At 35.4% G+C, this 14785-nt stretch carries 11 protein-coding genes and 1 other RNA gene; 6 read left to right on the forward strand and 6 right to left on the reverse strand.

Annotation, left to right across the window (positions count from 1 at the left end; all coding sequences use genetic code 11):
• The first annotated feature begins 4 nt into the window (after window positions 1-4).
• The 3 genes from rnr (at window position 5) to ssrA (ending at window position 3279) form a co-directional block, all read left to right on the forward strand.
• Window positions 5-2359: a ribonuclease R gene (gene rnr, locus ACHWTJ_RS03800; protein WP_023469199.1), complete on the forward strand. Its 2355-nt coding sequence runs from the start codon at window positions 5-7 to the stop codon at window positions 2357-2359.
• A gap of 32 nt (window positions 2360-2391) precedes the next feature.
• Window positions 2392-2862: an SsrA-binding protein SmpB gene (gene smpB, locus ACHWTJ_RS03805; protein WP_023469198.1), complete on the forward strand. Its 471-nt coding sequence runs from the start codon at window positions 2392-2394 to the stop codon at window positions 2860-2862.
• 58 nt (window positions 2863-2920) lie between these two features.
• Window positions 2921-3279: a transfer-messenger RNA gene (gene ssrA / locus ACHWTJ_RS03810) on the forward strand.
• A 113-nt stretch (window positions 3280-3392) separates the two neighbouring features.
• On the opposite strand, the gene ACHWTJ_RS03815 is transcribed toward ssrA, so the two are convergent.
• The 4 genes from ACHWTJ_RS03815 to ACHWTJ_RS03830 all read right to left on the reverse strand — a co-directional run bounded on the left by ACHWTJ_RS03815 (window position 3393) and on the right by ACHWTJ_RS03830 (window position 6987).
• The gene (locus tag ACHWTJ_RS03815; RefSeq protein WP_394679140.1) at window positions 3393-4568 is read right to left on the reverse strand and encodes a tyrosine-type recombinase/integrase; all 1176 of its coding nucleotides are present in this window, start codon (window positions 4566-4568) and stop codon (window positions 3393-3395) included.
• A gap of 103 nt (window positions 4569-4671) precedes the next feature.
• Window positions 4672-4932, reverse strand: coding sequence for a DNA-binding protein (locus ACHWTJ_RS03820; RefSeq protein ID WP_394679141.1), 261 nt, complete (start codon window positions 4930-4932; stop codon window positions 4672-4674).
• 2 nt (window positions 4933-4934) lie between these two features.
• Complete coding sequence (locus ACHWTJ_RS03825) at window positions 4935-6425, reverse strand: phage/plasmid primase, P4 family (protein WP_394679142.1); 1491 nt, start codon at window positions 6423-6425, stop codon at window positions 4935-4937.
• The gene (locus tag ACHWTJ_RS03830; protein ID WP_394679143.1) at window positions 6418-6987 is read right to left on the reverse strand and encodes a hypothetical protein; all 570 of its coding nucleotides are present in this window, start codon (window positions 6985-6987) and stop codon (window positions 6418-6420) included. The genes ACHWTJ_RS03825 and ACHWTJ_RS03830 overlap by 8 nt, the downstream gene beginning before the upstream one ends.
• 269 nt (window positions 6988-7256) lie before the next feature.
• On the opposite strand from ACHWTJ_RS03830, the gene ACHWTJ_RS03835 reads away from it, so the two are divergent.
• Window positions 7257-8600, forward strand: coding sequence for a hypothetical protein (locus ACHWTJ_RS03835; protein ID WP_394679144.1), 1344 nt, complete (start codon window positions 7257-7259; stop codon window positions 8598-8600).
• Between the two features lie 23 nt (window positions 8601-8623).
• Here the strand turns inward: ACHWTJ_RS03835 and ACHWTJ_RS03840 are convergent, their stop codons facing one another.
• Together ACHWTJ_RS03840 and ACHWTJ_RS03845 are read right to left on the reverse strand one after the other, a co-directional pair.
• Entirely contained in the window at window positions 8624-9076 is a 453-nt protein-coding gene (locus ACHWTJ_RS03840) for a RadC family protein (protein WP_394679145.1), read from the reverse strand.
• 349 nt (window positions 9077-9425) lie between these two features.
• Entirely contained in the window at window positions 9426-10223 is a 798-nt protein-coding gene (locus ACHWTJ_RS03845) for a hypothetical protein (RefSeq protein ID WP_394679146.1), read from the reverse strand.
• Window positions 10224-10293: 70 nt separating this feature from the next.
• Here ACHWTJ_RS03845 and ACHWTJ_RS03850 point away from each other — a divergent pair, with 70 nt between their 5' ends.
• The gene (locus tag ACHWTJ_RS03850; protein WP_394679147.1) at window positions 10294-12156 is read left to right on the forward strand and encodes a DNA methyltransferase; all 1863 of its coding nucleotides are present in this window, start codon (window positions 10294-10296) and stop codon (window positions 12154-12156) included.
• Entirely contained in the window at window positions 12156-14717 is a 2562-nt protein-coding gene (locus tag ACHWTJ_RS03855) for a DEAD/DEAH box helicase family protein (protein ID WP_394679148.1), read from the forward strand. The genes ACHWTJ_RS03850 and ACHWTJ_RS03855 overlap by 1 nt, the downstream gene beginning before the upstream one ends.
• Window positions 14718-14785: the final 68 nt, after the last annotated feature.

Here is a 14785-nt window from a genome sequence, read left to right on the forward strand (position 1 = left end):
CACGTTGGAATTACGTGAACGAATACTAACGGTCATCACGACGGAAGAACGTCCGTTGTCGATTGATCAATTAACGAAAAAACTAGAACTAGCGGATACGGAAGCATTCAAGGAATTGATCCGGACGCTAAACGCGATGGAAGACGAAGCGTTGATCGCCCGGACACGCTCGAACAAGTACGGAACGCTTGCGCAAATCGGTCAAGTCGCAGGGAAGATTTCCGTCCACCAACGCGGGTTCGGTTTCGTCTCACCGGAAGACGGTTCAGAAGGCGACATCTTCTTACCGGCACCGGAACTGAAGAACGTCTATAACGGCGACCGTGTCCTCGTCAAAGTGTTTGCCGAGTCAAACGGCGGCGATCGTCGTGAAGGGAAACTGCTTAAGATTCTCTCGCGCGGACCAGCTGATTTCGTCGGAACGTTCGTCAGTCCAAAAGGACGGATCGAATCGATCGCCTACATCGAACCGGATGATACGAAGTTGACGTTCTTACCGGTCGTCGCGAACGATGATACGCTCGGTGCCGTCGATGGCCATAAAGTCCTTGCCCGGATCACGAAGTATCCCGATGGTCGCTACGCCGGAACGGCAAAAGTCTTGAAAATCATTGGTCACAAAAATGACCCAGGCGTCGACATTTTATCGATCGTCCACAAGCACGGCATCAACGTCGACTTCTCACCGGAAGCGATCGCTGAGGCGAATGCTGTACCGGATCAAATCGATGAGAAGGATTTAGTCGGACGCGTTGATCTACGGAACGAATTGACGGTCACGATTGACGGGGCAGACGCAAAAGACCTCGATGATGCGGTTCACGTCAAGAAGTTAGCGAACGGCAACTTCGAGCTTGGTGTCCACATCGCCGACGTCTCGCATTACGTCAAAGAAGATTCAGCACTCGATGAAGAAGCGCGTGAGCGCGGAACGAGTGTTTATCTCGTTGACCGCGTCATCCCGATGATTCCGCACCGTCTATCGAACGGAATCTGCTCGCTCAACCCGCACGTCGATCGTCTGACGCTCAGCTGTATCATGGAAATCGATGCGAACGGTGCTGTCGTCAACCATGAGATCTTCCAGAGTGTCATCAAGACGACGGAACGGATGACGTACACGGACGTCCGAAAAATCATCGAACGCGAAGACGAAGAAGTGATCGCGAAGTACCAAGATCTCGTCGAGTACTTTGACAAGATGGCGGAACTCGCAGCAATCCTCCGCGAACGTCGCTCACGTCGTGGAGCGATCAATTTCGACTTCCCAGAAGCGAAGGTCCTCGTCAACGAAGAAGGCAAGACGAGCGAGATCATTCTTCGGGAACGGTCGGTCGCCGAGAAGCTGATTGAAGAGTTCATGCTCGCAGCGAACGAAACGGTCGCCGAGCACATCCAGCGTCAAAAACTGCCGTTCATGTACCGGATCCACGATGAGCCAAAAGCAGAACGTCTCGATACGTTCTTCAAGTTCATCGGTAACTTCGGGATCAACGTCGAACGCAAGGGTGAGTCAGTTGCACCGAAAACGTTGCAATCGATCCTCAACGCCGTCGAAGGTGAGCCGGAAGAAGCCGTCGTCAGTACGGTCATGCTCCGTTCGCTCCAACAAGCGAAATACGACATCGAACCGATTGGCCACTTCGGTCTGTCGACGGACTACTACACGCACTTCACGTCACCGATCCGTCGTTACCCAGACTTAATGGTTCACCGTCTGTTGCGTGAATATGTCATCTACAATGACAAATCGCAAAAGACGCAAGACCGTTACTCGGAAATCTTACCGGAAATCGCTGACCATTCGTCGAAACGCGAGCGTCGCGCGGTAGATGCGGAGCGGGAAACGAATGCCTTGAAGAAAGCCGAGTATATGGAGCAACACATCGGTGAGACGTTTGAAGGTGTCGTCAGTGGTGTGACGAACTTCGGGATGTTCGTCGAATTGCCGAACACGATCGAAGGACTCGTCCACATTCAAGCGATGACGGATGACTTCTACCGTTACGATGAAGCGAACTATCAGCTAATCGGTGAGCGGACGAAGCAACAGTTCCGGATTGGTGATGTCGTTGAAATCAAGGTCACGAACGTCAACATCGATGAACGGACGATTGACTTCAGTGTTGTCGGGATGCCAGAGCGGCAACCGAAGAAACGGTTCGAGTCGAAGACGATCCGTTCAAGCGGCGGACGTCCGGGACAAAAACGCGATGATAAGAAGAAGGACGATCGTCGCGGCAAGAAACGGTCAGGTAAGAGCGACCAAAGCAAAGGAAAAGGATTCTCGTTAAAGAATAAGAAAGATAAACCGCCGTTCCATAAAGCGGTCTCGAATAAGAAACGGAAGCGCAAATAAGCGCTTCCGCATCGGAAATGTGGTGAACGAACATGCCAAAGGGAACAGATTCGAAAGTCTTAGCGAACAACAAACGGGCCTCGTTCGATTATGCGATCGAGGATACGATTGAAGCCGGTCTCGTCTTGACGGGAACGGAAATCAAATCGGTCCGTAAAGGAAAAATCAGCATCGGGGACGCGTTCGTCCGGTTCGACGGGGGAGAGGCGATTCTCTGGAACTCGAACATCGCCCACTTCGAACAGGGGAACCGCTACAACCATGAACAACTCCGTCCAAGGAAGCTGTTGTTGCACAAGAAACAGATTGCAAACTTAATTGGGGCGGTCTCACGGGACGGTTATACGATCGTACCGCTCAAGGTCTACATCAAGAACGGATACGCAAAATGCTTGATCGGACTTGGACGCGGGAAGAAGAAATTCGATAAACGCGACGATCTGAAGAAGAAGGATGCGAAGCGTGATATCGAGCGAGCACTACGCGATAAGCAAAAGTATTGAACCCGTAACACTTTTCTGCTAGAATATTAGTATTCGGAAAGCCCCAATTTTATATCTTGGGGACGTTACGGATTCGACGGGGGTAGTTCGGTCTTCTGTGGCGTGTCGAGGGGTCGGCCTCGTTAAAACGCACCAGCCATAACTGGCAAAACTAACACACAACTCGCAGCAGCGTAATAGCAACTGCGGATCCTAGCAGCCGTCGCCTGGTCGGCTGATTTCTAGGGTCTCACTTTAAACAGGCTACGCTTGGACCCTTCCGTCTGGAGGGAAAGAGAAGAGATGGAATCAGACTGGTCGGACGGACGCCTGTCAATTGGCAGCCTGACGACGAGATCCCAATAAATTGACTACACACGTAGAAGCTTAAGTATACGATGCCTTCGGACGTGGGTTCGACTCCCACCGTCTCCATTTTTTAGTAGCAACTAGTTTCATTAAGTATCAAAATCCTTTTAACACAGGGTTTTGATACTTTTTTTCTTTCAAACGATTTCATATAGTTTCAATGGAATCTAGTCAATTTCTAGTCAATGAGTTGCGTCTTCTAAATAATCAACGAACTTTTTTATAGCACCTTCTTTTGCTTTTTTGGTTACATGAGTATAGATATTTAAAGTGGTTTTCACATCGGAATGTCCTAAACGATCTTGAACTTCCTTAATTGTTGCTCCCGCTTCAAATAGCAAAGAGCAATGTGTGTGTCTTAGCCCGTGCGGTGATACTTTCTTGAGATTATTTTTACTTTGTACACTGTACATCCATTTTTGAACCTGAACAAGTTGAAGGAATTCATTTTTAGTATTGCTGAAGATTAGTTGATTTTTTTCTTGTGTGGTAATGCCTAGAGTCAAATATTTTTCTTTTTGAAGAAGTCTCCATTCAGTTAAAATTTCTACTGTTTTTAAATCTAGTTTGTTTACTCTTGTCTTACCAGTTTTAGTTGTTTTTAGATAGAGTTGAGTGTTTTTCCCTCGTCCGATTGCTTTACTAATAGTTATACTCTGTTCGTTAAAGTCTACATCTTCCCATGTAAGAGCCAAGGCTTCACTTTTTCGCATGCCTGTGTAAGATATTAACCGTAGTAATGCATATGCCTTGTAATCAAGTTGGTTTTTACACAATTCTAAAAAGACATTTAACTCTTCTTTAGTATAAAAATTTTCTTTCTCATCGTCAGTTGATTGATTATAGTTTTTCTTCATCTTTGTTTCTACGTGTGTAAATGGATTAGTTTGAATCAAATCATTTACAATCGCAAAATCTAAAACTTTTTGAGCATATGATTTTATTGTACGAGCTTTTTGTAATTTCTCAGCCCATTCATTGTAATGTTTCTGACAGACGGCGATTGTGATTTTTTCAATCCTGTATGAGGCCAATGAAGGCAAAATATGATTTTTAAAATAACCCACTGTTTTAACAAAAGTACTTTCTTCAACTGTCCTCTCATATTGAGTGATCCACAAATCGTATACTTCTTGGTAAGTGTCCATTTTTTTCTGTCTATAAGTTCCATCTGCAACTTGAATTTTAATACGACTTAAGGCAAGTTCAGCTTCCTTTTTTGTTTTGAAACCTCTTCGTGTAGTACTTCGATTTTTCCCTGTGAGTTCATCGATACCTAGATAAACCTGAAATTTATAGAATATTTGGCCAGATTTGTTTTTATAGGGTTTAATAGGTGATTTGTTTCTATTAGCCATGTTTATCCTCCTATATCCTTGCGGGGGCAAGATATAAATAGAGAGGATGCATCCTCATATTCATAATATATATATGAATAGTGAGAAAATCCTCTCTTAGAAACTAGATACAGTATTTTTCTAGAAAGCTATCTATTGTCTTTTTAGAAACTCTTTTTACTCCGTCAATTTCGGACACTTTCAACCCATAGCTTCTAAATTTAATGAATGTATTATAAGATACGCCAGCATAATTTGCCGCTTCGTTAATACTTAACCATTCTTTTCTTGATGAAAATTCTTCGGAATGCTTGTTTATAGCTTTAATAATTGTGTCAAGCATCTTCAATTCAGTAATCCCAAAATGTAAGTTCTGAGGTTCCATATTTAGCTTTCCTCCTCGTTATCGTGAATTAAAGAAAGTCCGATATATCCATATTTATTATTGCCCAGCCCATCTCTATATCTTTTATAAGATACCTCAGATAAAGATTTCATGTACTCGTGAATAGTGAATTTAGATTCTGGAATCACATCAATATCTATACAATAATTAATGTAAGCGGATATAAAGTCGTCTTTGTACACTTGATCATAAGGATGATTCGTGCATCTTTCCTTAATAAAAGTATCTATAGAATTATTTTGTTCAGTGTAAGCCAAAGAAAGCTTTATTGACTCAGGGCTGGATGTGAACTGATAATTGTTGTTTGACCACCGAAGTAAACCTTTGATAGCCCACTGCACAATGTAATCCTTCTCTTCAAGTAGTTTATCGAGTAAGTTAGTGTCTTGTCTCTCTTTAGGAATTGGATTATAAAATGGAAAGACAACAATCCTTTGACTAAATGCGTTTGATTTATCAAGCCCATTCACTTTTGGTAAGTGGTTTCCGGCGAAGACTAAAACAGCACTGTTAACAAAATTAACTGGTTGTCCGTATATTGGCCTAGCGGTAACATAATCACCTCCAGATAACTTCTTAAATATATCTAGTTTGCTTAATTTGAACTCTGAGGTTTCGCCACACGTATTTAGGCGTTTGCCAAGCAATTGTGAAAGGTATTCTGGTTTGTTAAGTTGATCAAAACTCATGTTAGTAAATGCTTCCATTCCCACTAGATGTTCTAGTATCTTGAGTACAATCGACTTGCCTGTATCTTTTGGGCCAATCAAATAAGGAATGAATTTTACAGTTCTTATTTCAGATAGTACATATCCAAATAGTTCTTGTACTCGTAAATAAAGCTCATGATCATTTCCTGTTAAATCTTTTATAAATTTATCGAAGTGATAACCTTGATTCTTCACATTTGTGTTATAGTCAGCATTTATAACGGACGTAAAGAAATAACTAGAGTCATGGGATGAAAAACTGCCCATGTTAAAATTGAAAATCCCGTTAGTGAAAGCTACAAGATGTTTTTTATTAGCTAGAAGATCAGTTTCTTCTGCTGCATCAATATAAGATTTTATCCATTGAACTATTTCACGAATACAATTGCTGTTTATTTTATATCTATACTTTTCCGGGATTTCTTGTCTAATAAATTTATCTGCGTATTCAGTTGTCATACCCACGTAATGACCTTTTTGGTTCACCCAATGATACAAACTATTATTTACATTCAGGAAAATATTATTCTCCATAAGAATTTTTGCTAATTGATCGTTTGAAACACTGACAGATGTTTTATTGTGGGGAAGGTATTTCTCTGATTGCTCAGTTCTAAGATAACTATTGTTTACAGTCTTTATTTGGGTGTCGCTTATAGAAAAAGGTGATGTGATTTTTTCTTTAGTATCAAATTCTATTTCACGACAAACGTTTTCAATACGATCAAAACCTCTGAGTAAACTGCCGTCCATTTTACTCATTTAATTGACCTTTAGTTTTGTCTAGATGATATAAATCTTGTTTTTTAAATTCACGTATGAATACATCTCTATTTTCTTCTGGAAGTAAGCTTAAAAATAAGAATCGATTGTCTTTCAAGTTTTCTTCTTTTTTGCAGAAGCTACATTGAATCACCGTCTCATCTGAAATAGGTTCATGTCCCATGAAAACTAAAAGTGAATAGTGTCCATACTCCCAATAAAGAAAAATCTTATCGTCAGGTTCTATTACAGTCTGATTATCAATTTTTATTAATTCATTGCTTGATAGATATAAAACTGGATTTGAAACGTCCCTGTTATCAATTGCAATTATTACCGGATTTTCAGTTGATGCATTTAAAACGCTTTTCCCGATATGACCAATCATTTGTGATTCTTCTCTAAGTGTCACGTATAAGATTGCAGTTTGAGGTGAAATTGGAAATTGTCCCATTCCAGTTATTACAGCAGGATTTGAATCCAATGCTACTGCACTAACCCCTTTGTTTCCATCAACGCTTAGTTTCATTGCCTTAGCAAATTTCTTATCAATCTTGCGCATTTTGAGTTCCTCCTTGTTATTAGTTACATATTGAATTCTAAATATATCTACAGAGAAATCTAATAGAGCTACTTTAGCTCGTTAAGTGTGGTACAAAGCCAGACAGTATTGACAGAATGAGGGTAACGTGATAGTGGAGTTTGTTTTTATATGTTCAAATTGTTCCATCTGTTCTTTTTAATACTTAATTAAAGAATAAAGTAAGAATTTAATGAGGTTGGAATGTAAAATGAATCTCTTTAGAGAATATATAAAAGAGCTTGGAACAAGTGGAACAAGTAAAAATAAAGATGAAAGTGGGATGTACATTGTTATCTAATAATAAAAACCTGAATATAAACGATATAGAGGAATTTTCAGAAATTCTTAGCAATTTGATTGTGGAAAAAATAGAAAATAAAGTTGAATTGAAATACATTGAGCGGGATGATGCATTGTTTAGTATTAGTGAAGATTCTTTTAGAGATTGGGATTTAGACAATTTATTTGATTGGACTTATGAGGAAAAGGGATGGAAGTTGAAGGTAATTGACGAAAATTTGATGATTTTTCTTCAGGGTTTTTTATCGAAATCTAAAAACAAATTGTATAAAAAACTTATTAAATCCCTTCAGTCAGATGCTATAGTTGGTTTAATGCACGATTCACTCGAAAAATTAATGACCACACAGAAAAAAGAAACAGAGGTTTTAAAGAGTATATATTGTGATCATCAGTATTTTCACGAAAAAATTAATTACTTTGGGCAGCAATATGATGTCGAGCAGATCGATGAAACGATAAGCAAATTAGATCAATATTTAAAGGACTGTCAGCATGTCATTCCTTCACAGTTGATTCCTTTTGCCACCTATGCGCTGATGAATAATCCTAAGATCACAACTAAGACCGTCAATGATTTGCTGAATCATACCAAAAATTTGCGTTTGAAATGGATTAACGAGACCGCTCCCGATCCTCAGAATGAAAATATAAATCATAAAATCATTTTAAACGCACATCTTTCATTTGAGTTATACGTATCATTTTTAGATAAGGTTGTAATACCTTTCAGTGGAGATCAATCATATAATTCGTCACTAAACTTTTATGTTTTTAATCAAAGTACTTCATTATATGATGTTTATGTACTGTCTAAAGAGATTTTTGAAAACTCTAATTTTATCAATATTCAAAAAAAATACCCGAAAAAATTTTATGGAGTATTGGATCGTACACAAAAATACACTAAGAAAAATCAATTAGTTGAAGGATTGGCTCATTTATCTCAAATTGATGGGATAATGCTAAAACGTTTTATGTTGAAGCATCATTTATCTTCACAAATTTTTAAGTCTATTGATTTAGTAGATCTATCTAATTGGTTGATAACTATCTGTAAGGATAAACTAAGAGAAGCAATCGTTTTGAAAGATGCTGATAGTGACTTAAATTATTTTAACGTATACTCAGATTTGTCTGGAAATTATAGTCCCTATGATAAACTTATAAGAAAAATTTCTAATAATCAGTTATTATACAAAGAGTCGTTTGAGAGCACTTCCGATTACATAAAGTACGAACTATATCATTACGCTTATAAAGCTATGTATAGAGAAAAAGCAAATGTCTGATTTAGACATTTGCTTTTTTAAGTTTAAAAGTATCCTTCTTTTTTTAATGATTTAAAAGTGTCGGCACAAATAATAATGTGGTCTAGTAAGAAAATCCCGAGTAATTCACCAGCGTTATTAATTCTGTGTGTAATATAAATATCTTCTTTACTAGGATCAGTAATATCACTTGGGTGATTATGGCCAACTATTATTGAAGCAGAGTTACTCAATAATGCTGTTTTTAAAACTTCTCGCGGATGCACAATACTAGAGTTCAAACTGCCAATATGTGCGATTTCTATACAAGTAGGTTGATTTTTTGTGTCTAGACATAGCACAATAAAGCACTCTCTATCAACATCCCCAATAAATTCTTTCATCAAGATATAAGCATCCTCAGGAGAATTAATTTGTCTATTTTTATAAAGTATAGACTTTTCGCGTACTAATTTCACCTGTACAATAGCAACTCTCTTCCCACTGTTCATTCCCATTTTATGTTACATCTCCTTATTAAAAAATTCTCTATCAGGGATATGATATATAAATCAAAAGTGGATTGTTACTGTTTTTAGAGAGTACTGAATGTAGGTATTTATAAGTCGGCGTGATCAGTTTATATAAGAGGAACTTAAATTATAAGTTATCTAACACACATAGTTAATAAATAAATAGTCATAGTAATTTTTGTTAAGATAGCTGCTATAGCTACTTCTGTTAAATAATGAATAGGAGATTTATTGAGAAGGCATAAAATATTAGATTACACCTTTAAAGATGAAAGTAAGAATGTCATCATTAAGAATAGGACTTATGACCCGCAGACATAGAAAAAATGGTCATTTATAATAAATCTACTGCTTTTTGTGCAGAAAGTTGTAATCTGTTTTGAAGATCTCTAAAACTCTCCCAATTCATCGATGAGTTTGCAATATAAGAGTATATATTGACTAATTTGGTAGGATCAATTACACGGTTAAGCATCTCATTATGATGAATTGTAATGAACTTAGTTCCAAGAGCGTCTGATAAAGAGAGCATCATAGCATAGTTGTTATAATCGGCCTGGTATGGTTTCCATTTATCAAAGTCTGCTTTATCGCTTCTTTTAATTTCTACTAGAGTTGAAATGGTATGGTTAGCAGTATCCACAATGACTAGATCTAAATCTATTTTCTTAACTAAGTGTCCATCGAAAAGATCACTTGACCATAAATGAAAAGGGTCTTTAACTGCTTCAGTACTAGTAACTGCTTTCGGAACTTCTGGACCGATTTCAATGCTGAAAGTTGAAGCAATAAGCTTTCCACCATCGGTTACATTGTACTGATTCCCATTAATATAAAGACTGTGGTTGGTATCATTCAAGTCGGTAAAGTCATATTCAATATTTAAAGAAGGAACAAAGGAATTACTTCTAATATTTTCAACGATAGTTGATATTAAACTTGAAGAATTTTCTTGATTAGAATTCGGATTAGACATATTTTTTTCTTTTACAACAGCAATCCCCGATAGTTTAGGAAAGACAGTATTATTAGAAAATAAAATAATAGCTGGTCCTGGAGGATTACTAATAAAAGCTTTTTTATACGGATGATTATTAAAAGAAGAATAAATGAAATTTAACAAAGCAGCCATATTATCCCTACCTTTCTTTTGAAATATCATCTCATATTTTTTTGAGAAAAAATACTAAGGAGAAATTTATATGGAAATTATTGATGAAATTTTAAAAAAAGATATTAATTTACAAAAGTATTACACTCTTGATGAAGGTTTGAATAAAGCCAAGTTAATTGAAGATTTAAGAAACTATGATCCTAAATTAATTGAATTACTTGTGGCTAACGAATCAATAAAAAATAGATTTTTAATTAAAATAAATGACGTAAATGTGTTGAAAATTGAAGAGCTTATAGATTATTTGCAGTTGAAAAATTATTGGATGAATAGTTTTACGAAGTATCAAAATAAGATTGGATTAAATACTGAGGGACGGTACCTGGTTTATAACTCTGATGTAGTTTTAAATTTCCCATATAAAGATTGCTTGCTTGAAGGAAGTATGACTAAAGAAACCATTAGCAAGCAAGAAATGTTTTTTAATAAAATTATAGCTAAAGAAGAAATTGACGTCTTGTTATCCCCTAAAGTTTTTAATAAAGCAATTAAGATTAATAGTCAGGGAAGTGAATTTCCGACAGCTTATAATAATGAAAATATGTTGATAAAAGGTAATAATCTTATTGCATTATATTCTCTTAAAGAAAGATTTTCTAGTAAGGTAAAGCAGATAATAATTGATCCACCCTATAATACTGGTGGGGACGGCTTTAAGTATAACGATAAATTTAACCATTCGGCATGGTTAACGTTTATGAAAGATAGACTAGAAGTTGCTAGAGAATTGTTAAGTGAAGACGGTACTATATGGATATCTATTGATGATGATGAACAGGCGTATTTAAAAGTTTTATGTGATGAAATTTTTGGTCGAAATAATTTCGTGAGCAACATAATTTGGGAAAAAAGATATTCGCCTACTAATGACTCAAAATGGATGTCTGATAGCCATGATTTCATTCTTGTTTATGCAAAAAATAAAGAACAATGGCGACCTAACCTACTTCCCAGAACCGAAAAACAAAATAAATATTATAAATATGATGATGGGGATGGAAGAGGAAGATGGAGATCGGATAATGTTTTGGTTAAATCCTTTTCTCCGAGCGGTGTTTATCCAATAGTAAATCCAAATACCGGTGAAGAATTTTATCCGCCAAAAGGTAGTTGTTATAGATTTAGCAAAGAAACTGCTGAAAGATTGCTACGAGAAAACAGATTATACTTTGGAAAAACTGGAAAAGGTGCTCCTCAATTAAAGAGATACCTTTCTGAAGTAAAACAAGGGGTAACGCCAATGACTATTTGGTTTAGAGACGAGGTTAACGACAATCAAGAAGCCAAAAAAGAAATTAATGCGTTTCAATTTGAAGAAAAATTTGATACTCCTAAACCAGAAAGTTTAATTGGGCGGATGTTACACCTTGGATCTAAAGAAGGTGATGTAGTTTTAGATTTTTTCTCTGGTTCTGGAACAACTTTAGCAGCGGCTATGAAAATGAATCGTAGATTTATTGGAATTGAACAAATGGATTACATTAATACGATTACTTTGCCAAGATTAAAAAGTGTAGTTAAAGGTGAAAATGGTGGGATTTCTAAAGAGTATGACTGGAATGGTGGAGGAGAATTTATCTATACAGAAATAGCAAGTTTTGAGAAATACAAAGAACTTATTACAAAAACAACTTCAAAAAAGGAACTAGAATGTTTAATTGCTGAATTAGACAAAGACTTTTTAATTTCATATAGAAGTAGCGATTTCCTTAATGAAGAAACATGGGAATGGAACTCTTTAGAGAATATGAAAGAAATTATTTTAAATCAAATCGATGTCAATCAACTTTATATAAGTGCATTTGAAATAGAAGATGCTAGATTTAACTTTGACTCAAACACTATTAAATTCAATAAAAATTTTTATGAATTACCTAAGGGGCAAGAATAATGAGTAATAATCTGTTATACGAAAAGATAGCTAAAGAAGAGTCCCTTTTCAAATCATTTGTGGAGATTCCTGATTATATTGATGAGAATCTAAAACATCCACTTCGTACTTATCAAAAACTAGGACTCCTTTATTTTATTCAAACTCAGGAAGAAAACTTGGTGAATGCAAGCTACAATCATTTACTGTTTAAGATGGCTACGGGATCTGGTAAAACAAACGTAATGGCTGCAGCAATGTTGTATTTATATAAGGAAAAGGGATATAACAAGTTTTTATTTTATGTTAATAGTGATGCTATTATAAATAAAACACATGTAAATTTTTTCAATAAAAATTCTAGTAAATTTCTTTTTAAAAGTGATGAATTGTTTCTAGAAGGTGAACGAGTTACTCTTAGCTCTGTTAACGAGTTTCCGAAGTTCCCTTCTGAAAATACTATCTATTTAAAATTTACTACAGTTCAAAAATTGCATATGGATTTAAAATTCCCAAGTGAAAATAGTATAACTTTTAGTGACTTAGCACAAAGTAGTATAGTCATGCTATCAGATGAAGCGCATCATCTTAGTGCTTCAACTAAAAAAGTAAATAAAGATAACTTAATTAATGATGGTTGGGAGAATACTGTATTAAAAATTCTTAATCAAAAAAAAGAAAACAGGTTGCTAGAGTTTACGGCGACTTTAGACTTATCTAATCAAGAACTTTTTAATAAATATAAAGATAAAGTAATTTACAACTATGATTTAAGAAGTTTTATGGTGGATAAGTATTCAAAAAATGTTAGCTTAATTAGAAATAATTATGATGACCAGGAAAAATTATTAAGCGCAGTTTTGCTTAGTCAATACAGGAAATATATCGCCCTTAAAAATAATATATATTTAAAGCCGGTAGTACTCTTTAAATCTAATAGCGTTAAAATCTCACTACAAACACATTTAAATTTTTTGACATTAATTGAAAATATTACGCCAAGTGTATTGGAAGATTTCATTAATTCAAAATTGTCTATCGCTTTAGAAGGCAGCGTTTTTGCTCAAATGTATTTTCACTATAGATCAGCTGATATGTCTAAGGTAGTCAATGATATTAAATTTGACTTTAGAGAAGAAAATTTAATGAATGCAAATGATAAAGAATTTGTATCACCTAAGAATACAAAACTTCTGAATAGCCTTGAATCGACCGAAAATAATATCCGTGGAATTTTCGCTGTCGCAAAATTAAATGAAGGATGGGATGTCTTAAACCTTTATGATATTGTCAGAATCAGTGAAGGAGCTCCTACTAGTAAAAAAACTACTGATAGTGAAGCTCAATTGATTGGTAGAGGAGCACGCTATTATCCCTTTAGCTATGAAGGAGAAAGAGCATTTAAAAGAAGATTCGATAACACAGATAACGAATTGAAAATTTTAGAGCAGCTCCATTACCATACAATTAATGATAATAACTACGTTAAGCAATTAAATAAGTCTTTAGATGAAGCTGACATAGTTGTTCAAGAAGACAAAATGATTACTTTTAGAGCAAAGGTAAAAGAAAGTTTTAAAAGAAGCTCCGTTTATAAAGAGGGATTCTTATATGTAAACAAAACAACTATTCCTGCTTTAAGGAAACCTAAGAATTTCTCGGAATTATCTATCCAAACATATTATGAATTTGATGTTATTGATTTGGTAGAACAAGAGTTGTACTCCAATGAAGAGAAGTATGAGGCTCTAATACTTGAAGAACAGAAGATCGATATCAGTAAAATACTTTGGAGAAAGGCACTTCTACAAGATCGCTTTTACGATTTTAATAATTTGAAATCTTTATTCATAGATTTAAAAGGGATTGAAGAATTTATTAGCAGTAAGGATTATTTGGGCAGTATAACGTTACTACTAAAATATCCTAAAGGAAAACTAAAAGACTATATATATCCTCAAAAAATAATCTCATATTTAATCAAAATTTTATCAAGGATTAGAAAACAAATTTCTTTAAATATCAATAAAGGAATTGGAACATCTGAATTCGAGGGAATTCCTATTAAAGAAATTGTTAAAGATTATTCTATTAGCCTAAATCCGGTTGTAAATACTACTTTTGATCATAAGACGATTTCTTATCCTATGAAAAGCAAAGATTGGTTTGTTTATGATTCTGCAATTGTGAATGGTCTTGAAATGGATTTGATTAAGTATATTGAAGCGGTAGTAGGCGAGCTCCAGGATAAATATAGTGATGTTTACTTAATCCGAAATGAACAAAAGCTAAGATTTGTGGAATTTAACGGGGTTAGAGGCTTCATGCCTGATTTTGTTCTTTATTTAGAAGAATATGGACAAGTGCTGCAGTTGATAATTGAACCAAAGGGTGAATTTTTATTTTACACTGATCAATGGAAGGAAGATATGCTATTAAATCTTAATAATATTCAACCTCTATTAAACCTAGCAGAAAATAAAGAAATCAACTTGTATGGATTTGAATTCTTTTCTAAAGAGCCAGTTAGAAGAGAACGGTTTAAATCAAAATTTAGGGAAATTACAAGAATCGATAGGTGACAGTTGACAATGTTATTTAGGTTCATCTATTACCTTTGTGGTCTGATTAAAATGCAATAATGTTAAAA

Origin of the sequence: uncultured Exiguobacterium sp. (assembly GCF_964277885.1) — a bacterium.
Taxonomy (GTDB): Bacteria; Bacillota; Bacilli; order Exiguobacteriales; family Exiguobacteriaceae; genus Exiguobacterium_A.

What these genes read in the sequence shown, in the direction of transcription:
- smpB (WP_023469198.1), top strand. Translation starts at nt 2,392, where the DNA reads ATGCCAAAGGGAACAGATTCGAAAGTCTTAGCGAACAACAAACGGGCC.
- ACHWTJ_RS03815 (WP_394679140.1), bottom strand. Translation starts at nt 4,568, where the DNA reads ATGGCTAATAGAAACAAATCACCTATTAAACCCTATAAAAACAAATCT.
- ACHWTJ_RS03820 (WP_394679141.1), bottom strand. Translation starts at nt 4,932, where the DNA reads ATGGAACCTCAGAACTTACATTTTGGGATTACTGAATTGAAGATGCTT.
- ACHWTJ_RS03825 (WP_394679142.1), bottom strand. Translation starts at nt 6,425, where the DNA reads ATGAGTAAAATGGACGGCAGTTTACTCAGAGGTTTTGATCGTATTGAA.
- ACHWTJ_RS03830 (WP_394679143.1), bottom strand. Translation starts at nt 6,987, where the DNA reads ATGCGCAAGATTGATAAGAAATTTGCTAAGGCAATGAAACTAAGCGTT.
- ACHWTJ_RS03840 (WP_394679145.1), bottom strand. Translation starts at nt 9,076, where the DNA reads ATGGGAATGAACAGTGGGAAGAGAGTTGCTATTGTACAGGTGAAATTA.
- ACHWTJ_RS03845 (WP_394679146.1), bottom strand. Translation starts at nt 10,223, where the DNA reads ATGGCTGCTTTGTTAAATTTCATTTATTCTTCTTTTAATAATCATCCG.
- ACHWTJ_RS03850 (WP_394679147.1), top strand. Translation starts at nt 10,294, where the DNA reads ATGGAAATTATTGATGAAATTTTAAAAAAAGATATTAATTTACAAAAG.
- ACHWTJ_RS03855 (WP_394679148.1), top strand. Translation starts at nt 12,156, where the DNA reads ATGAGTAATAATCTGTTATACGAAAAGATAGCTAAAGAAGAGTCCCTT.